Origin of the sequence: Mesorhizobium sp. M8A.F.Ca.ET.218.01.1.1 (genome assembly GCF_004791165.1) — a bacterium.
In the GTDB taxonomy this organism is placed as follows: Bacteria; Pseudomonadota; Alphaproteobacteria; order Rhizobiales; family Rhizobiaceae; genus Mesorhizobium.
Genome location: NZ_SRUZ01000003.1, coordinates 761,369 through 782,938, shown reverse-complemented (window position 1 = coordinate 782,938; position 21,570 = coordinate 761,369). Strand labels below are relative to the sequence as shown.

At 61.6% G+C, this 21,570-nt stretch carries 22 protein-coding genes and 2 pseudogenes; 15 read left to right on the top strand and 9 right to left on the bottom strand.

The genetic code is table 11. The annotated features are described in order from the left end of the window. Positions 1–132 precede the first annotated feature (132 nt). The 3 genes from EN861_RS15100 (at position 133) to EN861_RS15090 (ending at position 3,342) form a co-directional block, all read left to right on the top strand. Positions 133–918, top strand: coding sequence for an SDR family NAD(P)-dependent oxidoreductase (locus EN861_RS15100; RefSeq protein WP_135864196.1), 786 nt, complete (start codon positions 133–135; stop codon positions 916–918). Between the two features lie 111 nt (positions 919–1,029). Next, entirely contained in the window at positions 1,030–2,208 is a 1,179-nt protein-coding gene (locus EN861_RS15095) for a zinc-dependent alcohol dehydrogenase (RefSeq protein WP_135864194.1), read from the top strand. A 489-nt stretch (positions 2,209–2,697) separates the two neighbouring features. Further along, positions 2,698–3,342 (top strand): response regulator, encoded by a 645-nt coding sequence (locus EN861_RS15090; protein WP_127869435.1) that lies wholly within the window; start codon positions 2,698–2,700, stop codon positions 3,340–3,342. 20 nt (positions 3,343–3,362) lie between these two features. Here the strand turns inward: EN861_RS15090 and EN861_RS36285 are convergent. Beyond that, positions 3,363–3,633: pseudogene (locus tag EN861_RS36285) on the bottom strand (hypothetical protein). Between the two features lie 212 nt (positions 3,634–3,845). Between EN861_RS36285 and EN861_RS36830 the strand changes: the two are divergent. Then, entirely contained in the window at positions 3,846–4,199 is a 354-nt protein-coding gene (locus tag EN861_RS36830; RefSeq protein WP_348630905.1) for a Ku protein, read from the top strand. Next, entirely contained in the window at positions 4,196–4,642 is a 447-nt protein-coding gene (locus EN861_RS36825; protein WP_348630904.1) for a hypothetical protein, read from the top strand. The genes EN861_RS36830 and EN861_RS36825 overlap by 4 nt, the downstream gene beginning before the upstream one ends. A 333-nt stretch (positions 4,643–4,975) precedes the next feature. Here the strand turns inward: EN861_RS36825 and EN861_RS15075 are convergent, their stop codons facing one another. Continuing rightward, positions 4,976–5,560: a sigma-70 family RNA polymerase sigma factor gene (locus EN861_RS15075; protein WP_335930831.1), complete on the bottom strand. Its 585-nt coding sequence runs from the start codon at positions 5,558–5,560 to the stop codon at positions 4,976–4,978. A gap of 407 nt (positions 5,561–5,967) precedes the next feature. Here EN861_RS15075 and EN861_RS15070 point away from each other — a divergent pair, with 407 nt between their 5' ends. Beyond that, positions 5,968–7,722: a thiamine pyrophosphate-dependent enzyme gene (locus tag EN861_RS15070; protein ID WP_127869436.1), complete on the top strand. Its 1,755-nt coding sequence runs from the start codon at positions 5,968–5,970 to the stop codon at positions 7,720–7,722. A gap of 31 nt (positions 7,723–7,753) precedes the next feature. Continuing rightward, entirely contained in the window at positions 7,754–8,149 is a 396-nt protein-coding gene (locus EN861_RS15065) for a hypothetical protein (RefSeq protein WP_127280194.1), read from the top strand. A gap of 71 nt (positions 8,150–8,220) precedes the next feature. On the opposite strand, the gene EN861_RS15060 is transcribed toward EN861_RS15065, so the two are convergent. From EN861_RS15060 to EN861_RS15030, 7 genes are all read right to left on the bottom strand, one after another. Next, positions 8,221–8,589: a hypothetical protein gene (locus EN861_RS15060; protein ID WP_127869437.1), complete on the bottom strand. Its 369-nt coding sequence runs from the start codon at positions 8,587–8,589 to the stop codon at positions 8,221–8,223. A 199-nt stretch (positions 8,590–8,788) separates the two neighbouring features. Further along, positions 8,789–9,223: a hypothetical protein gene (locus EN861_RS15055; protein ID WP_127280192.1), complete on the bottom strand. Its 435-nt coding sequence runs from the start codon at positions 9,221–9,223 to the stop codon at positions 8,789–8,791. A 292-nt stretch (positions 9,224–9,515) separates the two neighbouring features. Next, the gene (locus EN861_RS15050) at positions 9,516–10,529 is read right to left on the bottom strand and encodes a YihY/virulence factor BrkB family protein (RefSeq protein ID WP_127280191.1); all 1,014 of its coding nucleotides are present in this window, start codon (positions 10,527–10,529) and stop codon (positions 9,516–9,518) included. 154 nt (positions 10,530–10,683) lie between these two features. Next, complete coding sequence (locus EN861_RS15045) at positions 10,684–11,040, bottom strand: hypothetical protein (RefSeq protein WP_127869438.1); 357 nt, start codon at positions 11,038–11,040, stop codon at positions 10,684–10,686. Between the two features lie 2 nt (positions 11,041–11,042). Continuing rightward, positions 11,043–11,402, bottom strand: coding sequence for a hypothetical protein (locus tag EN861_RS15040; protein ID WP_127869439.1), 360 nt, complete (start codon positions 11,400–11,402; stop codon positions 11,043–11,045). Continuing rightward, a complete protein-coding gene (locus EN861_RS15035; protein WP_135864192.1) occupies positions 11,402–12,622 on the bottom strand; it encodes a divalent metal cation transporter in 1,221 nt (406 codons plus the stop codon). The genes EN861_RS15040 and EN861_RS15035 overlap by 1 nt, the downstream gene beginning before the upstream one ends. After that, positions 12,619–13,080 carry a hypothetical protein gene (locus tag EN861_RS15030; protein WP_245512034.1) on the bottom strand — a complete coding sequence of 154 codons (462 nt, stop codon included), beginning with the start codon at positions 13,078–13,080 and terminating at the stop codon, positions 12,619–12,621. Before EN861_RS15030 ends, EN861_RS15035 begins: the two co-directional genes overlap by 4 nt. A 233-nt stretch (positions 13,081–13,313) precedes the next feature. On the opposite strand from EN861_RS15030, the pseudogene EN861_RS15025 reads away from it, so the two are divergent. The 8 genes and pseudogenes from EN861_RS15025 (at position 13,314) to EN861_RS14990 (ending at position 21,498) form a co-directional block, all read left to right on the top strand. After that, positions 13,314–15,710, top strand: a pseudogene (locus EN861_RS15025) (FdhF/YdeP family oxidoreductase). A gap of 152 nt (positions 15,711–15,862) precedes the next feature. Next, entirely contained in the window at positions 15,863–16,423 is a 561-nt protein-coding gene (locus EN861_RS15020; protein WP_135864299.1) for a cytochrome c, read from the top strand. After that, positions 16,420–17,415, top strand: coding sequence for a cytochrome c oxidase subunit II (gene coxB / locus EN861_RS15015; RefSeq protein ID WP_135864190.1), 996 nt, complete (start codon positions 16,420–16,422; stop codon positions 17,413–17,415). Before EN861_RS15020 ends, coxB begins: the two co-directional genes overlap by 4 nt. A 32-nt stretch (positions 17,416–17,447) precedes the next feature. Next, the gene (ctaD, locus tag EN861_RS15010) at positions 17,448–19,319 is read left to right on the top strand and encodes a cytochrome c oxidase subunit I (protein ID WP_245464465.1); all 1,872 of its coding nucleotides are present in this window, start codon (positions 17,448–17,450) and stop codon (positions 19,317–19,319) included. Further along, the gene (locus tag EN861_RS15005) at positions 19,316–19,918 is read left to right on the top strand and encodes a cytochrome c oxidase subunit 3 (protein WP_127279971.1); all 603 of its coding nucleotides are present in this window, start codon (positions 19,316–19,318) and stop codon (positions 19,916–19,918) included. The genes ctaD and EN861_RS15005 overlap by 4 nt, the downstream gene beginning before the upstream one ends. Further along, positions 19,915–20,223 carry a hypothetical protein gene (locus EN861_RS15000; RefSeq protein WP_127279972.1) on the top strand — a complete coding sequence of 103 codons (309 nt, stop codon included), beginning with the start codon at positions 19,915–19,917 and terminating at the stop codon, positions 20,221–20,223. The genes EN861_RS15005 and EN861_RS15000 overlap by 4 nt, the downstream gene beginning before the upstream one ends. Next, positions 20,211–21,089, top strand: coding sequence for a cytochrome c oxidase assembly protein (locus EN861_RS14995; RefSeq protein WP_127279973.1), 879 nt, complete (start codon positions 20,211–20,213; stop codon positions 21,087–21,089). The genes EN861_RS15000 and EN861_RS14995 overlap by 13 nt, the downstream gene beginning before the upstream one ends. Further along, positions 21,082–21,498 carry a c-type cytochrome gene (locus tag EN861_RS14990; protein WP_127279974.1) on the top strand — a complete coding sequence of 139 codons (417 nt, stop codon included), beginning with the start codon at positions 21,082–21,084 and terminating at the stop codon, positions 21,496–21,498. The genes EN861_RS14995 and EN861_RS14990 overlap by 8 nt, the downstream gene beginning before the upstream one ends. Positions 21,499–21,570: the final 72 nt, after the last annotated feature.

Sequence of the window (21,570 nt, the reverse complement as noted above, 5' to 3'; positions counted from 1 at the left end):
GGCCACGAAGGTTGTTCCACCTTGCCCGAGAAAACTTGTCGACCGGGAGCGCGTCGTCGGACGCGGGCAACCGACCACGGAACAATCCTGGCTTGGGATGGTTGGGGGCGGCGGTCAGGAGCGGAGGATATGATGACGGCAACTAAACTCGCGGTGGTAACCGGGGCCTCAAGCGGCATCGGCAAGGAACTTGCCAAGCTCTGCTCGAAGGCCGGTTATAACCTTGTCATCGCGGCCGATGAGCCGGCGATCAAGCAGGCGGCAGAGGCGCTGTCTTCGCACGACGTGGCGGTCGAGGCGCTTGAGGTCGACCTGGCAACCGTGGAGGGCGCCGACAGATTGGTGTCGCGGATCGGAAATCGGGATATCGACCTGCTCTTTCTGAATGCGGGGCGCGGCCTGGGTCACGGCTTCGTCGACCAGGACTGGAACAAGATCCGTCGCATCGTCGACACCAATATCACCGGAACAATTTATCTGGCCCATCAACTGGCCGCGAGGATGGCCAGGCGCGGACGCGGGCGTATTCTGTTTACCGGATCGATCGCCGGCTTCATGCCGGGCACGTTCCAGGCAGTCTACAACGGCACCAAGGCGTTCATCGATTCTTTCGCCATCGCGCTACGGCACGAATTGAAGGACACCGGCGTCACCGTGACGGTGCTGATGCCCGGTGCGACGCAGACGCGGTTCTTCGAACGTGCCGAAATGATGGACACCAAGGTCGGCACCGACGAGAAGGACAATCCGGCCGACGTCGCGCGCGCCGGCTATGACGCGTTGCTGGCGGGCGAGGAACAGGTCATCAGCGGCTGGAGGAACAAGCTCCAGGTGGCAGCCGCCCATGTCACCCCGGCTGGCACCCTGGCTGAACAGCACCGCAAGATGGCCGAACCGGGATCGGCTCCGAAAGGCTGACTTGTCGACGACACGCCGAGGCCGTCGGCCGACACCCGGGCGGCCCCGCATCTTTCCACATCCACCGGCCGACGCGATCGCATCGGCCCTTCCAGCCCAGGGAGCAACATGATGAAAGCCCTCACATGGCACGGCAAAGGCGATATACGCTGCGAACAGGTAGCCGACCCGGCAATCGAGGACGACCGCGACGTTATCATCAAGGTGACGTGTTGCGCCATATGCGGATCGGACCTGCATCTCATGAACGGCTATATGCCGACCATGAAGTCGGGCGACGTGCTCGGCCATGAAACCATGGGTGAAGTGGTCGAAGTCGGCAAGGGCCATTCGAAGTTCAGGAAAGGCGACCGCATCGTGGTGCCTTTCAACATTTCCTGCGGCGAGTGCTGGTTTTGCAAAAGCGGGCTGTTCTCGCTGTGCGACAACTCCAATCCCAATGCCAAGGAGGCGGCCAAGGTGATGGGACAGTCGCCGGCCGGCCTGTTCGGATACTCGCATCTGGTCGGCGGCTACTGGGGTGGCCAAGCCGAGTATCTGCGCGTTCCGTTCGCCGATGTCGGCCCCATCAAAGTGCCCGACGGGTTGGATGACGAGCAAGTGCTGTTCTTGTCCGACATCTTTCCGACCGGCTATATGGCGGCTGAGAATGCCGGCATCGAGCCGGGCGACACGGTGGCGATCTGGGGCTGCGGTCCAGTCGGCCAATTCGCCATCCAAAGCGCATGGATGCTCGGCGCCGGTCGTGTCATCGCCATCGACAAGGTTCCCGAGCGGCTCGCCATGGCCCGCGACCACGGCAGGGCCGAGACGCTCGATTTCAGCAATTCCGACATCTATGACGCCCTGATGGCGATGACCGGCGGTCGTGGCCCGGACCGCTGCATCGATTGCGTCGGTACCGAATCCGATCCGGGCGCCAGCTTCGACGCCATGGTCGACAAAGTGAAGGCAGCCGTCTATCTCGGCACCGACAGACCGCATGTGCTGCGCGAGGCGATCTACTGCTGCCGCAAGGGCGGTACGGTCTCCGTTCCCGGCGTCTATGTCGGACTTCTCGACCATATCCCGTTTGGCGCCGCCATGAACAAGGGGCTCACCTTCCGGATGGGTCAGACACATACGCAGCGCTACCTGGAACCGCTCCTGGCCGAGGTTCAGGAGGGCGAGATCGATCCCTCCTTCGTCATCACCCACAGGGCGGATCTCGACGCCGGTCCCGACCTCTACAAGACCTTCCGCGACAAGCAGGATGGCTGCATCAAGGTGGTAATGCGGCCTCATGGCTGAGACTGAACCAGCCTTTCCACCCAAGAATGACCTGATGCCGCAAAACCCGCCATCCGGTCGCCAAGTGCCAGCGGCTTTCCATCGCGGAGGGGACGAAACCGATACCGACGCCGGAGCCCGCCGGTGGCCCCAAGACCGTCGGCCCCTACCCTATAGTCAACACCACACGACAATCCCGCTGCCAATCGCAACATCGGCCGAAAGCGTCAGGCCGGCGCCACGCCGCGACCGACGGATGAACCGATTGACTGACACTTCCGGCCCCGAGGATACCGATACCTTGGAAGCCATCCCGGGCAACGCCGCCTAACGGCGACGACCTGAAACCCTCTGCCTCGGCCGCGGCGCCGGGCGACGGAACAAGCTGGGACCAAATCCGTTGTGCCGAGGACGGACGGTGTTCAGTGACCAAGCGTTTGACCGAAAGAAAGCCGGTTACGGCGACAGGTTTGGGCTCGGTGTCGACCAGGCGCCTGCAGGCCGCGCAGGATGAACGGTCTTGCCAAACAGGCAACGTCCGTTCTTGATCAAAGAAAGGATAGTGGGGTGCGCAATCTGCGAGGCGTGCGGCTTCTTATCGTCGAGGATGAATGGTTGCTGGCCGACGACCTTGCACGCTATTTCAGCAATATGGGCGCGGTGATTCTGGGCCCGGCGGCCACGCTCGAACAGGCCGCGATACATACGCAGACGGCCGAGGCGGCGATCCTGGATATCGACATCAACGGCCGCCGGGTATCCCCTATCGCAGACCAATTGCTCCGGCGGGGCGTGCCCTTCGTGTTCTTCAGCGGCGTAGGCGATATCACCATTCCTGAGCATCTGCGTTGTGCCAGCAATCTTTGGAAATCCTCCACCAGCAAGGAAGTCTCCAATGCCTTGTTCCCGCCGTTCTCGCGCGACGACGACAAGCCGACCTCTCCCGACGACGTGTTCGCGCTTCTGCCCAAGCTGAGGCTGGCGGCGCGTTTGCTACTCGCAGACGTCAACGCTTCCGATCGACTGGTCGAGAGGACGCTCGAATTGGCGCTCCGCGATATCGACCAAAGGCAGGCCGGGCTCTCCACCGAGGATTGGCTGAACCGCGTCATGCACAATGTAGTCAGTTCCGGCGGTGCCGGCCTTCTGAACTGAGGCTGCAATGCCGCGACGCGCTACCGATCTATCCGTGCGCCGCGGACCGAGGCTGTCGCTCTAATACGGTCACGCTTGACGAATTTTTTGAAGCGGCTGGTCTTACCGGCGCCGGTCTTGGCCCGATGAAGAAACGCCAGATCATGTCCTCGAAGATACGAAAGAACTCTTCCCATTCGATAGCTACGAATGATTCTTCCGGTTCGCCGAAATCGATGCTTAGAACGCCACCTTCTCGCCGGCCGCGCACCCGGCTGGCCTACCTTTCCGCTCCTCTGCCTATTTGCGGATGTCGTCATGTCGATTGTCGTCTGCGCTTCGGACATAGGAGGTCTCCTGTCGATTTCGGTGCCGCCACGTTCTGCCTTCCCCGTGGCGTCGAGGGTGCCTAACACCATCCCGACGGCGGTGTTCCAGGAACAATTGCGACCGGCATCCGTTGGTGGCCATCAGCGATTGAGAGGTCCCGCATGGTTGCGCCACGAGCCGCTTGGAAAGGTTTTTTGAAGGTCGGATCCGTCACCTGTGGCGTGAAGATAATTGGCGCCACCAGCGAGGCCTCCAGGATCCATTTCAAGATACTCAATCGCAAGGACGGGCTGCCGGTCAAAAGTGCCTATGTCGATGAAGCAACCGGGGAGGCCGTTGATGCCGAGGATCAAGTGAAGGGTTTCGAAATCGACACTGACGACTACGTCCGCATCGAGCCTGACGAGATCAAGAAGCTGAAGCTTACCTCAGCCCATACATTGGAGGTCGGCGAATTTGTCGAGTTGGGCGATATCGACACACGCTACCTTGAAAAGCCCTATTACCTGATCCTGCGGACGGCGCGGCGGCCGAGGCCTTTGAAGTGATCCGCAAGGCCATGGAAAAGAAAAGGGTCGCTGCCCGCTCTTGTGTGGTCCTCTATCAGCGCGGTCGTGAAGTCCTGATCCAGCCCTTCGGCAAAGGCATGCTTCTGACCGAGTTGCGCAGCGACAGCGAAGTAATCTCCGAGCAAAGCGTTTTCAAGGAGATCAAGAAAGTCGAATACGATTCCGACCTTACCGAAATCGCCAGCCTGCTTATCGAAAAGAAAGTGACCAGGTTCGATCCCTCGAAATTTGAAGACACTTACGAAGATGCGCTGATCGCGATGATCGAAGCCAAGCGCAAAGGCGAAGCGCCGCCAAAATCCGCTCCCCGGCCAAAGGAGAACGTCGTCAACCTTGCCGAGATATTGCGCAAGAGCCTAGCGCAGGAGGGCAGCGGGTCGCGGAAGGGCAAAGCTACCGCCTCCAAGAAGAGATCGGCCTAGTTGCCACCATCAATCGTAGCCGCGGATGTAGGTCGTTCGCGCATGCCGGACCTCCTTGCAAAGCGGGACGCGTGCCGTCACACTGGACGCGAAGAGATCGACATTCCTCAGAGGCGACGATGCCCCGCTCGAGCCAGACCACCCCTCCCACTGGTATCTTGGTGGATTTGAAAATCGCTTCACTCCTGACCGCGATCGAACAGGAGAAGGTACCCGATCGGTTGATCCGACTTGCCGTCGAATTGCAGAACGCGCTTGTCGAAAAGCGGCGGCGGGAATTGACAAACTGATCCACGGGGAACTCGGCCCTTGGACAATCGCTGGATAATCCCATCAGGGATGATGGTCGGTGCCGAGATCAAGCTGTCCGTCCGACAAATGTGCTCGCCGTTCCACCAGTGTCTTGAGTGACCTTTCGCCGAGTGATTCCAGCACGCCGGCGCGCGCCCGATTGAGCCGGCTTTTGACCGTCCCGATCGCGCAGCCGCATATATCGGCGGCTTCCTCATAACTAAACCCCAGCACTCCGATCAGCATCAGGATCTCACGCTGATGTTCGGGCAGCTGCTGAATGGCACGGTGAACCTCCCTGCTCTGGACGGACCATTCCTGCGTGGCTTCCGAAATCGGGCGTAAGGACGCGCAATCGAGGAGACCGGGCGCCTCCCGGACGGCGGCTTTTATTCGGGTGTAATACGTGTTGCGCATGATGGTGAAGAGCCACGACTTCATGCGTGTTCCGGGTTCGAATTTGTCGGTATTGGCAAGCCCCTTAGTCAGTGTCTCCTGCAAAAGGTCGTCGGCGTCATCGGGGACACGGCAGAAGGTTCGCGCGAAAGCCCGGAGGGCGGGTATAAGATCGACGATGGAATTCTCTTCGTTCGGCTTGTTGACCAACGCATAGCGTCCGGATGACAACGATCCAACTCCCAAACAGTACGAGTGTGAATGCAGCCTAAGCTTAATGCGCGGCTGTTTGGTTCGTTCCGCCACGCCTTAAGCTCCGGCGAATAATGTCCGGGCCGAAGCGTCGGACGACATGGCGTCGCCAGCAGCGCTTTTGGAACAAGGCTGGGTACGGGGAGTTAGGTGCCGTGACCGGCCAGCCGGGGCACAACATCGAACCGGCGAAATGGGCCGAGGCTCCGGGTCGGCGGAGTGCAAATTGCGGTTCTACTCTCGCAGGCATGTGAATGGAGCGCGCCTAGGCGGATTCCATCCGATCCTGACCTACAGACCGGACCTGACTCCATTGATTTCCGGTATCAAGGAACCAACTCGCCGTTCGCCGGTTCGGTCGCCATCCACCGGAGAGACAATTCGGCATGTCCAACGCAGCAGAGATACTCATCGAGACACTGATCGCATGGAATGTGGAGGTGGTGTTCGGCCTTCCGGGAGATGGCATAAACGGCATCATGGAAGCGCTTCGCACAAGGCGCGGAAAAATAAAGTTCATCCAGGTCAGGCATGAGGAATCGGCTGCGTTCATGGCATGCGCCTATGCAAAATGGACCGGAAAGCTGGGCGTCTGCCTGGCCACATCGGGCCCCGGCGGCACACATCTCTTGACCGGGCTCTACGACGCGAAGCTTGACCAGGCGCCAGTCCTGGCAATCACGGGAATGCAGTTTCACGATCTGATCGAGACGTTCACCCAACAGGATGTCGACCTCACACGCGTGTTCAACGACGTTGCGGTCTACAATGTTCAGGTCTCCGACGCCGCCCATATGGAAAACGTCGCCAGTCTCGCGTGCCGCACCGCTTTGGCACGCAAGGGCGTTGCTCATCTTTCGATTGCCAGCGACACCCAGGAACAGGAGAGCGAGCCGACGAAACGCTCCAAGCGCAATCGTCCCGAGCACACGCCGCAAAATATGTTCACAGGCCATATGGTGGCGCAAGACGTCGAGTTGGACAAGGCAGCAGCCGTTCTCAACGAGGCCCCGCGCGTGGCGATCCTGGCCGGCCGTGGTGCGCTGGGGGCGGCAAGCGAACTGGAGCGAACTGCCCAGCTGCTGCAGGCGCCGGTGGCCAAGGCCCTGCTCGGCAAGGCGGTGCTGCCGGACGATCATCCCTACACGACCGGTGGCATCGGCATTCTGGGAACACTGGCATCGCAGGATATGATGGAGAACTGTGACGCCGTGCTGATCGTCGGTTCGACTTTTCCATATATCGAGTACTACCCCAAACCCGGACAGGCCCGGGGCGTCCAGATTGATTGCGACGCGCAACGGATCGGCCTGCGCTTCCCGGTAGAGGCGGGGCTCGTCGGCGATGCGGCCGAGACATTGCGCGCGCTCAACCGGCGGCTGACGCAGAAGCCTTCCAATGAATTTCTGCTGCGGGCGCAGGACAACATGGGCAAGTGGCGCGAAATGATGCGGCAGTCCGAGGACGCGCAGGCCCATCCCGTAAAACCACAATTGGTCGTCCGCGCATTCGGAGAAAGATTGGCCAGCAATACGGTGCTGGCAACCGATTCAGGCCAGAATACCGAACTGGCGGCACGCCATGTCGACTTGCGCGAGGGCCAGGCATTTGGCCTCTCGGGCGCTTTGGCGTCGATGTCCTGCGGGCTAGCCTACGCAATCGCCGCCGGGATCGCATTCCCTGGCCGACCGGTCGCCGCCATCGTCGGTGACGGTGGCCTCGCCATGCAGCTCGGCGAATTCTCCACCGCGGTGCGTTACGGCGTTCCGCTGAAGCTTCTGGTCCTCAAGAACAATATGCTCAACCAGATCGCGTGGGAGCAGATGATGTTTCTCGGCAACCCGCAATTCGGCTGCGAACTGGCGCCGATCGACTTTGCCAAGGCGGCCGAGGCAATGGGCGCAAAGGGGTTGCGCATCGATCGGGCCGACCAGATCGAGGCTGTTCTGGACGAAGCGTTCGCCGTCGACGGCCCGGTGATAGTCGAGGCGCTTGTCGATGCCTATGAACCGATGATGCCGCCCAAGATGCCGTCCCACTATGCCAGGAATTTCCGGAAGGCCCTGCCGCAGACGCCGGGCCACGAACAGATCGAAGAGAATATCGCCCGGGAGCCCGCCAGATCTATGATGGATGTCTGACGGGTGCGGGTCCAACAAGGAGAATCCGCCATTGCGCTTTTTCGCGGCACTTGTGATTTCAGTTCTGTTTCAGCTGTCGCCCAGCCATGCTCAGACTGCGGGGCCGCGGGCAGCGGGCGACTTGTCCCTGCCCTTGGATCCGTTGGATCAGGATGCGCCAGATCAGGGTCAATTCGATTTCAGCAACGGGTTTACGCGGGTCGCCATCATCTCCATTGACGACCTTCCCCCGGACGTCAAGATGCAGGCCGAGCGTATCGTTGCCCAGACCACCGCGGATGACCTGCGAGCCTTGCAGAACTCGATCGACGGGTCCCAGCAGGCAACGGCGGCGCTAACGCAGAATGGGCTGAACTCCTCCCAGGTCATCGCGGCCAACGTCGATGGAGACGGTACGCTTACGCTGGTCATTCAGACCACGACATAGAGATCATCCGGAGTTCGAGCCATGGTCACTTCCCGATGCTCAACCGGCAGATTGGATGGGCCCATCACGGGCTACATGCCGCGATCTGGAACATATAGGCAGTACGAGCGCTGGGGCTTGGCGTCCCCGCCGGGCTTGCATTCGTGAAAATATTCATCGTGCGAGCGTTTGATGCGGTGATCGCTGTAGGGGATCAATTCTCCGGTCGACAGCTGATATCCGTTCCGGGTTTCCTTCACGTCCGAAGCAGGCGCCTGGTAGCAGTCGACACCCGAACAGCAGGAGCTGTCATATTGCCATCCGGCCGGGGCCTGGTGGGCGGCGGCCGGAACGACGTGGAACGCCAGGGCAAGAACCGTAGCCAGCGTGCGCCGGGAACCCTGGCTCGATGTTCCTTGCAGGGGCACCGGCGTTCCTTGATCCTTGGACCTTCTGCTCATTGCCGTTGACCCCTATTGCGTGAGGCCTGATGCACGTCGATCGACCCAAGCTATCCCGGTGGCTTCCGGAGCCCGCTGCCCGGGGGGAGAGGCAGCGAGCCACTGGGGACTGACCGGAGGGGGGAAGGCATCCGGCCGCGTCCCTAACAGCGATCATGGCACAATGTTCCAGCGGTTTCCGGTTTCGGCGGAACGCATCTCAATGTGCCCACAACTGCCGCCGCAGCCACGCAGCGATCCTGTTGCCGGTCAAGATCCTGCGGACCCGCGCAGAAACCCACCCTGCCTGCATGGTGGAGCCGACATGACAGCTGCACACGATATCGTGCAATTGCCAGTCGGAGAGTTCGAAGAAGCGCTTGGCTTCGCCGTAGCTGTCATTGCTCAGGCCGCATGCACGCAACAGCGAATCTTCGAACGCGACCGTGATCGGCGAGCCTGCGGCGCGCGCTTCCTGCCGCACCGAGGCGCGCATGTGTTCGGTGCCGGTAAGCGCGGCGAGGCATCGCGACGGGTTCTCCCCGAGAAGGTCGGCCCAACGTTGCAACCTCTGCGTCCTGGTCATGCGCGGGGCAGGCACCGAGGCGTTTACCTCAGCGATCGCCTGCAATTGATCGAGTGTCTGGTGTTTCATGGCTGGCTCCTGTTGCTCGCTCCAGCATCCTTCGCCGGAATCTCGCGGTAAGGTGCGGTCGTGGAAGCCCGCGCCGTCCTGAGGGAAAGAGGCGCGGGCCGATCTGGTGTTTCCACCGATCTTCCGCAGACACCACGCGGCGGCATCTGAAGCGATCCAGAACTGCCAGCGTCGACCAATGTTCCACGCCCGCGTGTATTATTTGGATGATCTTGCCAAGGACGGCCGGGCCTCCGAACCAATCACCCGCCGGCTGACCCGTCATTGAATTCTGCGGCTCGGACGGCGCATGTCAGGGACGACGCAAGCCGAGGACGAGGCTGGTCAACGTAGCGGTCGCGCAAGCCACTGCAACCAGCGTCACGATCCCGGCGGAGTTGCCTGTACCAAATGGGTCGACGTCTTTCGATGGCAACTCACCTGTCGCAGGCACGTCCCCGTGCGCCAGCGCGCCCAGATCCGATCTGCTGCCGTGCCGAACCGAGTAGGCGCGCGTGAATTCCGCACCGAGAAGAAAAATTTCCGCTGAATAGTAGACCCACAACAATATGACGAGGAGACCGCCGGCGGCTCCGTAGGACGACGCGATGGCGCTGGAGCCGATATACCAGCCAATAAACGATTTTCCGACAGTGAACAGAAAAGCAGTGACGACAGCACCGATGCCGACATCGCGCCATGTCAAGTTTCGATCGGGCAGGATTTTGTAAATCGCGGCGAACATCATCGAGATCAGCACGAACGACGAGACCAGATTGATGGCGGCGAGGATCAGGGCGCCAAACGGCATGTGAGCGTTGATGATATCGCCTAACACCGCGATCGCCGCGCTGGCCGCGAGCGATACGAGCAGCATGAAACCCAGTGCAGCGACCAGGCCCAGACTTGCCGCCCTTGCACGCATAAGGCGCGACAACGAAACACCCTGCGGTTCAACCTTCCATATCGTGTTCAGCGACTGCTGCATCTCGCCAAAGACACCTGAAGCGGTTACGAGCAAGGTGGCGATGCCGATCAGCGCCGCCAAGGTCCCGGACGATTTTCGGGACGCGCTTGCCAGTACGCTCCGCAGGAGGTCTGCGCTTTCCGGCCCCATCAGACCCGACAGTTGGGCAGACAAGGCCACTTGGGCGGCCTCGTGACCGAAAGCAAGGCCGGCGATCGCGACGACGATGAGCAGTATCGGCGCCAGTGACGTCGTGGCGTAGAACGCAATCGCAGCGCCGTGGCTTAGCGCATTGTCGTTGACAAAGCCCACGGCACTTTCGCGCACCAGGTTCCAGGTGTCCGTGATCAGGGGTCGCATGGTCGAGACCGTAAGCCGTGCCTGCAATGGCGTTCACTAGCAATGCGCGCGGACTGCCTATGTTCCCGTTGCCGGCGATGTGGTCACTTCAAATGCGCCTCGCGGCCGATGCCAACATTGCGCTGCTTTCGCATACGGCCAGGCGACAACCGCGTCATCCTCGTCGCTTTCCCTGAATCCGATGCGGTTCGGCTTCGCCTGTCATCTGGGAGAGTTCGGTCATCGGACACAGCAAACGCGGCCGCTTCGGATCGGAGATATCGAGCATATCCCAAGGGATGCGATAGAAGCCATCGCGCCGCCGCAGCCTGAAAAGATCGAGCAATGCCGAGCCGATAGAGAAAGCAGAAAGCCGCTCCAGCGCGGCATAGATGCCAACGTGAAATTCGGTCACCACGAGATCGCCGCCCACCTGTTCGGCGTGTATCTCCTCTATATGGCCTACGCTTTTGCCGCGTAGCGACAGCACGCGCCTGCCGGCAAGATGTTCGAGGTTGACGGTGGTGGTCATGCCTACGCCCCCGGTATGCGACCGATGAAATGATCGCGCAGCCAATCCTGCCAGTCGAAGATCGACGTCTCGCGCCCGTCGATGTCGAACTCGATATCGAGCCCGATATCGCGCACCTTCTTCCAGGAAATCCGGTGCGGCTCGCTATGGCGGTCTCCCCCAAGCCACGCGGCAAGCCGGGCTGCCCAGCGACCGGGCCGTGCGCCGAGGCGACGCGCAAGGGTGATCGAGCCGAGCTCGGCCGCGACAATCCGGGGCGGCTTTCCGGGCCGCAGCTCGGCAACCAGCCCGTCGACCTTGCCGATCTTCACTCCCTTCCGGTCGAGTACTTGTTTGTCGAGGACATCGCGCAGCAAGTTCATCATACGTCTCCGAATATCTGCAGCGGAATCGTCACCACCGCGAGCACGAAGGCGAGCGTGATGATGAAGATGACGGCGGCGTTTGAGACGATGCCGTTGCGGTGCGCGCCGACATAGCGCTCGTCGTTGAGCAGAAAGAGGAATGGAACCACGGTCAGCGGCAGGCTGGCGGCCGTTAGCGCCATCGAGAATATGGTGAGCTTGAGCGGGTCGAGTCCCAGCATGATGGGAATGGCGGCCAGAAACAATGAAACGGTATAGACGGTGCTGAACCCGGGATCGTCACGCGGTTTGAGATCCTCACCCCAATCCCAGCCGAAACCTTGCGCCACCAGATAGGCCTGTTGCAGCCCGACTTCGACCGCCGCGCCGAAGCAGGCAATGCCGAGCGAAGCGACGAACAGCACAAAGCCCCAAAAGCCGAATATCGGTATCAGCATCAATGGCAACTGATGATAATCATCCACCTGCACGATGCCATTCGTTGAAAGCACGAGCGCGGATACGATCAGCACGCTGACCGAGATCGTGCCGCCGAAGGTCATGCCGAGCCAGGCAATCGCCCTGTTGACCCCAAGATAGCTCTTGTCCCATTTGTCCTCGATCGCTCCCGAGGAATAGAACATGAACAGGTATGGCGATATCGAAGCACCAAGAATGCTGACCGCCATGAACCAGTAGTTTGTCGCGTCGTGCGCCGGCAAAGAGGGCACGGCGCCAGCCGCGACCGCCTTCCAATCCGGCTTCAGCATGACCGCGCCGACGACGAAACACAGCGTCACCAGACCGAGGATCGAGACGCCTTTCTCGATCAGGCCGAACGTGCCTTTCCAAAGCATCAGCCATGCCAGCAGGGCAGCCGGCAGTGCCCACCACTGAAAACCGATGCCGGTGGCCAGTTCCAGCGCGATCGAAACGCCGCCGATCTCTGCCGACATCACCAGGAAGTTGACCAGCAAAGTCGCGAGCAAAGGCCACAGGAAAACTTGAAAGCCAAACCTCTCCCGAATTCCGTCGGCAATCGTGTACTGGCTCACAGCGGCAAACCGCCCGGCCATCTCGACGAGAAAAATGATGCAGAGCGTGCCGAGAACCACTGCCCATATCAGGTGGAAACCGAAGGTCGCGCCGGCCTGGGCGGCAGTCGCCATCGACCCCACTTCGAGAAAGCCGCCAACGCTGGTAACGACGCCGAGCGATATTTCCAGAAGCTTCTTCATGGTTTCGGCGCAAAATATCTGGCGTAAGCGGCAGCCAGGGCGCGGGCAGCCGCCTGAGCGTCGTCCTGTGCGTTTCGCACCTCGGAGCGACTGCCGGTTTGCAGCCCCGCTTCGGCCCGCGCGACCGCTTCAGACATCCGGCCCACGGCGGCGGCCAACGCGGCCTGTTCGGCAGGTTCGGCTGATCCGACGGACCGGAGTTGCGACTGGACGTCGGAAAGCGTCTTGCCGACGGATTGCAACGTGCGGACCGCATATCGGGACGGCGCCTCGCCTGCCGCCCAGACATCGAGCGTCATCGCGACCGTCTGGGCCGCCGATGCGGCGGTTCGCGATTGCTGGTCGATCTGATCGGAAGGCGAACATGCGGTGCAAATCGCAAGCGTCAGCAACCACATGGGGCCAAGAGGGCCAGCTTGGCCTTTGCCGTCGATTGCAAGGCATTGGATGCGCCACACGGTAAGCTCCCCGCGCCAGAGACAAGCATCCGGCGTTTTGCCTTGACCTAGCGCGCCGCGACAGTGCGTCAACGGGACCGAAGTCCTGCAGGCCCTCGTATCGGGCCTTGGCAAGTCGGCCTGTAGCCTGAACACCCGTAGCCAAGTCACATGACGGAGGAACAATCGTCGCTGCGGCAAGTTGGATCGTTGCAATACATCGTCAGGTCGCTTGGGCAGGGAAAGAGACGAAAATGACTTCGGAATCGCGTCGCTCGCCACGCAAACCGTATGGCGGACCGGCCGGCGGCTGGGGCTCCGCAAAATCTGTCACAGCAATCACAGTCCAGGAACACGTGCCTCTCAAAGGGCCGAAGCTGCTGGCGGTGCAGAACAAGCCGGAAGGCTATATGTGCGTCAGCTGTGCCTGGGCGAAGCCGGCCAAGACGCACCCGCTCGAGTTCTGTGAGAACGGCGCGAAGGCGACGGCTTGGGAAGTCACGTCGCGGCGCGCCGGCCCAGATTTTTTCGAGAAGCACACTCTGGGCGAACTGGAACGCTGGGCGGACCATGATCTGGAGGAACAGGGGCGGTTGACCCATCCCATGCGCTGGGATGCAGCCACGGACAGGTACCTACCGGTGGCGTGGAGCGAAGCATTCGCCGAGATCGGACGGGAACTGCGTGCGCTCGATCCGCGGCAGGTCGACCTCTACACCTCAGGGCGCGCCTCGCTCGAGACCAGCTACATGTATCAGCTGTTCGCTCGCATGTATGGCAGCAACAATCTGCCCGACAGTTCGAACATGTGCCACGAAAGCTCGTCGGTGGCTCTTCCCGAAAGCATCGGCGCCTCGGTCGGCACGGCGATCCTGTCGGACTTCGAAAACACCGACTGCATATTCTACATCGCCCAGAATGTCGGAACGTCGTCGCCTCGCCTGCTCCACGACCTTCAGGATGCAGTCAATCGCGGCGTAAAGATCGTCACCTTCAACCTGCTTCACGAGCGTGGCCTGGAGCGCTTCGTCAATCCGCAATCGCCCGTCCAGATGCTGACCGGCAAAGAGACGAAGATTTCGTCGGAATACTACCAGGTCAACAATGGCGGCGATATCGCGGCGCTGTTCGGCGTCTGCAAGGCGCTGATCGAGGCCGACGACATTCTAAAGGCCTCCGGCAAAAGCATCGTTGCGGGGGAGGATGGCAAGCCGAAAGATCCCGGCAATGCGGCAATGGTCGCGTTCGCGGCCTCAATGCGCGCAGCCGACAAGAAACACGTGCTCGACCACGATTTCATCAATCAGCACACGACCGGGTTTGAAGAATTCGCTGAGGCGTGCCGTGGTCATCGCTGGGAGGAGCTGGAGCGTGTCTCCGGCCTCAGTCGCGACCAGATGATGCAGGCCGCTGCGACCTATGCCAACGCCGATGCAGTGCTGTCCGTCTATGGCATGGGGCTGACGCAACATCTGATGGGGGTCCAGAACGTCCATATGGTCTGCAATCTTGCCTTGCTGCGCGGCAATATCGGCAAGCCCGGGGCAAATATCTGCGCCGTGCGCGGGCATTCCAACGTGCAGGGCTAGCGCACCGTCGGGATCACGGAAAAGCCGGGTCTCGTCCCATTGGACAAGCTCGCCGAGCTGTATGGCTTCCAACCGCCGCGCTGGACCGGCCGCTCGACGGTGGAGACATGCGAAGCCATCATGAATGGCCAATCCCGTGCTTTCATCAGCCTCGGCGGCAATTTCCTGAAAGCGGTCCCAGATACCGACGCAATGGAACAGGGATGGCGCAAACTGCGCCTGAGCGTTCAGATCGCGACGAAGCTGAACCGTAGCCATGTCGTGCATGGCGAGATCGCCTACCTGCTCCCCTGTCTGGGGCGTATCGAAGTGGACGAACAGGCGACAGGCCCTCAAGCGGTCTCCATGGAAAGCTCCATCGCCCATTTCCATGGGTCGCGCGGCCAAGCTCAACCCGCGAGCACGGAACTCCTTTCGGAACCGGCCATCGTCGCCGGCATCGCCAAGGCCACGCTCGGTGACACCAAGGTTCCATGGGACGCCTGGGTCGGCAACTATGCCGAAATACGGGACGCCATCGAGCGCACCTACCCGGAAACCTTCAAGGACTTCAACAAGCGGCTTTTCAAACCGGGGGGCTTCGCCAGGCCGTTGCCGGCGCGCGAGCGCAAATGGGTGACACAAAGCGGCAAGGCGAATTTCATCACGCCGGAAAGACTTTTTCCGGAGTTGGGGACTGAGCGGAGCGCCGATGTCCTCCATCTCGCGACGCTTCGCTCCAACGACCAGTTCAACACCACGATCTACGGTTACAGCGACCGTTTCCGCGGCATCAGCGGCACGCGCCGGGTCGTGTTCCTGAACCGAAAGGACATTGCGCGTCTGGGGCTCGCCGAGGGCGAGAACGTCGACCTGACGACAGCAATCGACGCGGCGACCGCTCGCGTCGTGACGAACTTGAAGGTCGTCGCCTATGACATCCCGAAGGGTTGCTGCGCGGCCTATTATCCTGAGACGAACCCGCTGTTCCCGCTGGCGCATCACGACCCGAAGTCGAAGACGCCATCCTACAAACTCTTGCCGGTCCGTCTCAGCCGATCGCGCACCGGTCCTGATGGTTGAATTCCAGAGCGGTATCTTTCCACGAGGATCGCTCTATCTCATTGTTTAACGCAATTCCGGGCCGAAACCATTCTAGTCGCTCCTGGGATTGCTCTCGGGCGGAGGGCCGCTTGGCAGAGAAGGTTTCCAGCTCTTCGAAGGCAGTGTTCGCGCTGGCGGGAGTTCTATTCCTTGCCGCTTCCGGGGCGATCCTGGGATGGTTCCGGCAGCCGAGAGAGCTTCGCCTCGACCCACCCCTCTCGGCCAATCTCGACCGCATCAAGCTGATGCCAAACGGCATCAGCGGATCGCCTCCCGAAAGCTATTTCGCAATCGGCAAACCTTATGAATCCGACGCCTGGAACCTCAGCCAGGGCAAGCGGCTTTATGCGTGGTTCGGTTGCGGCTCCTGCCATGGCGACGGCCGCGGCGGCGTCGGTCCCTCCTTCCTCGATGGCTGGTGGCTTTACGGCCCCGAAATGGTCTCGATCGTCGCCTCCATTCGGGACGGCCGCCCGCATGGCATGCCAGCCTTTCGCGACCGGATGACCTCGGAACAGATCTGGCAGCTTGCCGGGTATGTGCAGACGATCGGGTCCTACAAGCCGAAGGTGGCCGCGCCGAGCCGCAACGACGACAGGCAGACCCGCCCGGCCGAGAATCGCGGGCCGGCGAAGATACTCTTCGACGAAGGGCCGGCGGGCGTTCACCCGGATCAGGGGCCGACACCTTGAAGACGCACCGCGCCCTCCCGCTATCCGTCCTTGTCCTCGCGTCGGGCTGCGGCGGCTATCAGTCGGCGCTCGGCGCCAAGGGCGCACCGGCCATCCATGTCGAGCACCTCATCGTCGGCATCGTCGCGGTATGCACGGTCATCTGGATCCTTGTCATGATGATGCTTGTGCTGGCGCTCGTGCGTGCACGCCGCAGCGTTGCGAGCCAAGCGACCGGATCCGAAAAGCCGCTGACCGTGGCGGTATCGGCGGCGATCGCCGCGACCGTTGTCATCATCGCCGGGATGACCATCGCCAGCTTCTACACCACGCGCAACATCGGTCTTCCCGACAGCACCGCCCTGACCATCACCGTGCGAGGACAGCAATGGTGGTGGCAGGTCTTTTATGCCGATTCCCCGGCAGGCCCTGGCTTTCAGACCGCCAATGAAATCCACATACCCGTCGGCAGGGATGTGCGGCTCCGGCTCGAAAGCCCCGACGTGATTCACTCCTTCTGGGTGCCGAGCCTCGCGGGCAAGCAGGACCTTGTCCCCGGTCGGACCAACAGCCTACTGCTCAGGGCTGAAAAGCCGGGCGTCTATCGCGGGCAATGTGCGGAGTTCTGCGGCCTCCAGCACAGCCACATGGCCATCCTGGTCATCGCCGAAACGCAGGCCGCCTTTGAAGGCTGGGCCGCAACCCAACGCCTGGACGCTGCCGGGTCGGCCGATCCCGACATAGCCGCCGGGCAGGCGTCGTTCATGGCAAAACCCTGTGCTGCCTGCCACACGGTCCGCGGCACGCCTGCCGGCGGCACGACCGGGCCTGACCTCACGCATGTTGGCGGCCGGCGGACGATCGCCGCCGGGCTGCTGGAAACCACCCGCGGCTCGCTGGCGGCCTGGATAGCCGATCCGCAGACGCTCAAACCCGGAAACAACATGCCGATGGTTCCGCTGACGAGCATCGAGCTGCGAAATATCTCCGCCTATATGGAGAGCCTTAAATGACGCAGGATGGCGACGGGCTGCGTGACAGTTCAATGGAAGGGTCCGAACTCCACCGTCGCCTCACGGCGATCTGGTCGACGCCGTCCGGGCTGTGGGGCGCGCTGTCCACGGTCGATCACAAGATCATCGGCCGGCGCTACGTCACCACGGCCTTCGTCTTCCTGGCCCTGGGTGGGGTGCTGTCGCTGTTGATACGGCTGCAACTCGCGCAACCCGAAGCCCGCTTCATCGGCCCGGATCGCTACAATCAGATCTTCACGATGCACGGCACGAACATGATGTTCCTCTTTGCCGTGCCCGTCATGCAGGCAATGGCGATCTATCTAGTGCCGTTGATGGTGGGAACGCGCAACATCGCCTTCCCCAGGCTCAACGCGTTCTCCTACTGGGTGTATCTCGCTGGCGGGCTACTGCTCTGGATCGCTTTCGCTGTCGACACCGGTCCCGATGTCGGGTGGTTCGCCTATGTACCCCTCGCCGGCCCGGAGTACGGCGCCGGAAAGCGGGCCGATATCTGGGCGCAGATGATCACCTTCACCGAGGTATCGGCACTCGCCGTGGCCGTCGAAATCGTCGTCACCGTCTTCAAGCAACGCGCCCCGGGCATGTCACTCGACAGGATTCCGCTGTTTGTCTGGTCGATGCTGGTCACGTCGTTTCTCGTCATCATGGCGATGCCAGCGATCATGGTCGCCAGCTCCTCCCTTATCCTGGATCGCCTGGTAGGTACGCATTTCTTCAACCCCGCCGAAGGTGGCGACGTGCTGTTGTGGCAGCACCTGTTCTGGTTCTTCGGCCACCCGGAGGTCTACATCATCTTCCTGCCGGCGGTGGGGATGGTTTCGACGATCGTGGCGACATTCACGAGGCGGCCCGTGTTCGGTTACCTGGGCATGGTCATGGCCCTGATCGCCACCGGCGTCCTGGCGTTCGGGCTATGGGTTCATCACATGTTCGTCGCTGGGCTGCCGCGCCTCGGGGAGAGTTTCTTCACCGCTTCAAGCATGGCCATCGCCGTTCCGGCGGGGCTGCAGATCTTCTGCTGGCTGGCAACGATGTGGGCCGGCCGGCCCGTGTTCAAGACGCCGTTCCTGTTCGTCATCGGCTTCATGGTCATATTCGTCATCGGCGGCCTGACCGGGGTGATGGTGGCCTCCGTTCCCTTCGACACGCAGGTTCACGACACCTATTTCGTCGTCGCCCATTTCCACTATGTGCTGGTCGGCGGCGCGGTGTTTCCGTTGCTGGGCGCGGTCTATTACTGGTTTCCGAAGTTCACCGGGCGAATGATGAGCGAGACGCTTGGCCGCTGGATATTCGGCCTGATCTTCACGGGGTTCAACCTGACTTTTTTCCCCATGCACATTCTTGGCCTGCAAGGCATGCCGCGCCGCATCTACACCTACCAGCCGGAGATGCCCTGGTCCGGTTTGAACCTGTTCATCAGCCTCAGCGCCGTCATCCTCGCATTGGGTTTCCTGCTGTTTTTCGTCGACGCCATACGCAGCGCCAGATCAGGATCCTTGGCGCCAGCCAATCCTTGGGGCGCCAGGACGCTGGAATGGGCAACCTCGTCGCCACCGCCCCCCTACAATTTCGCGCGGCTGCCGGTAGTGGATCGCCTCGATCCCTTGTCCGATGACATCGAAGCTGTGCCGGTCGCCAGCGGACTGCGGGTCGACCGCCGGGAACTGCTGACCAGCAGCGTCGTTCACGCATCGCCGGAAGCGCGTGAGGCATCGCCCGGAGACTCCATCTGGCCGCTATGGGCGGCGCTGGCAAGCACGCTGATGCTGATCTGGTCGATCTTCAGCCCATGGGCCGTCGTATGGGGCTCGATACCGCTGGCGATCACGCTCATTGGCTGGTTCTGGCCGAAAGGCGTGCCGGAGGATGAAGCATGAAGGACAAAGTCGTCATCGATCTCGCCCACCTTCCTCCGCATGGCCTCGGCACGGCGAGCCAGAGTTGGTGGGGGACCCTGGCCTTCATGCTGATCGAAGGCACCGGCTTTGCCTTGGCGATCGTAGTCTATCTCTATCTGATGAGTCTGGCGCCGCAGTGGCCTCTCGATGCCGCACCGCCTGACCTGGTGGCGGGGACGACGCTTACGGTGTTCCTGGTTCTGAGCGTGCTGCCCAACATCCTCGTCAACCGCTGGGCACGCCAACAGGATCTTCGCAAGGTTCGCATCGGGCTGATTGTCATGTCGCTCGTCGGCATTGTGCCGCTTATCTTGCGCGCTTTCGAATTCCCCGCAATGCACATCAAATGGGACCAGAATGCCTACGGCTCGATCGTGTGGGTCATGCTCGGCCTCCACACCACGCATATCCTGACCGATCTGGTCGAGACCCTGGTGCTGACCTGCCTGATGTTTTCACGACACGCCGACAATCCGCGCCGCTTCGGTGACGTCAACGACAATGCGATGTACTGGAACTTCGTGGTCGCGACGTGGTTGCCGATGTATGCCTGCCTTTATTGGGTCCCACGGCTTTGACCAAAACCTGGCTAAGACACATCGGACTTCTGCTTCCCCTCGCGGCCTGGGGGCTCAGCACCCAGCTTGGGCAGGTCACGCCCTATTTGGATTGCCGGCAGAATGTCTCTTGGACCGCGATCTTCTGCGGCCTTCTGATCGTCTTCGCGATCGCAGGCATCGTCGTGTCGCGAGTTGGATTGCAGGGACTGGGAAAAACCGGGCGATTCGTCGTCGATACCGGCTTCCTTATCGCGCTCGCCTTTTTGTTCGCGCTGGCCCTGCAGGGGACGGCCGCAATGGTGCTGGACCCATGCCAACGCTGATCCGCACGTCAATCCTGTTCATGGTCGCCACTCCGGCCATGGCGCATGGCGACGAGACGCATGGTGCTGGAGGGTCCTGGACGTTCGATCCATGGATCGTCATGCCGCTCGCGGTCCTCGCTATACTGTTTGGACTGGGCGTGACAAGGCTGGCGTGGCGAACCAGACGGCCCGGCGCCACGCTGATCAGTGCGCTGCTTTATGCCGGCGGCTTGCTGACGCTCGCCGGCTCGCTGATGTCCCCACTGCACTGGCTGGGGGAACATCTTTTCACCTTCCACATGATCGAGCATGAGGTCGTCATGGCCGTCTCGGCTCCGCTGATCGTCTTCGCGCGGCCGGCCGGAATCCTGCTATGGGGATTGCCCAGGCGCACGCGCCACATGGCTGCTGCGGCAATGCGCTCGCCCCTGCTGCGACGGCCATGGGATTGGTGCACGAGCGCGGCGAATGCGACGATCCTTCACGGCGTGGCCATCTGGGCGTGGCATGTGCCGATCCTGTTCGACACGGCCGTGACAGATGCGACCCTGCACCGTTTCCAGCATCTCAGCTTCCTCGCCACGGCGATACTGTTCTGGTGGGCGATGGTCTGGAGAAGCGACCATGGGGTCGCCGCGTGGCATCTGTTCGTGACCATGATCCACACCAGCGTGCTCGGGGCGTTGATGGCGTTGGCGCCGCGCGTGCTCTACGTCGCGCAGACGCAGACGGCCATGGCGTGGGGACTGACACCCCTGGAAGACCAGCAACTGGCGGGCATGATCATGTGGGTGCCGGCCGGCACCATCTATGCGGGTGTGGCAATGGTCATGCTGGCGCTCTGGATCCGTGGCTCAGGCGACAGGGGGATGCAAAATGCCTGACCATCCTGCCTTTATCTCCGGCCCGGTCGGCTTCATCGCCGTGACCGTTCTTGCTGCGTCGGCCGCGCTTGTCGCGACGAATGTCGTGCGCGACAACAACACCAAGGCGGCCACCGCCAGGATGATGACCGGCGGCAATGCCGACCATGCTCCAGAGATTTTCCGTCGCTACGGTTGCTCGGGTTGCCACACCATCCCCGGCATAGAAGGTGCCGACGGCCAGACCGGCGCGCCGCTGACAGAACTATCGAAGCGCGTATACATTGCCGGCGTGCTGGAAAACCGTCCCGACAATCTCGTCGCCTGGATCGTCTCGCCGAAAACCTTCTCTCCCCGAACGGCAATGCCCGTAACAGGAATCTCGGAGCGAGAAGCCCGCGACCTGGCCGCGTATCTTTACGCTCAATGACACCTACCCGGCGCGCCGGCCTGGCGGATCCTGGTAGTCGTAGACCGGAAAGCAGATCGACCCGCGACGGTG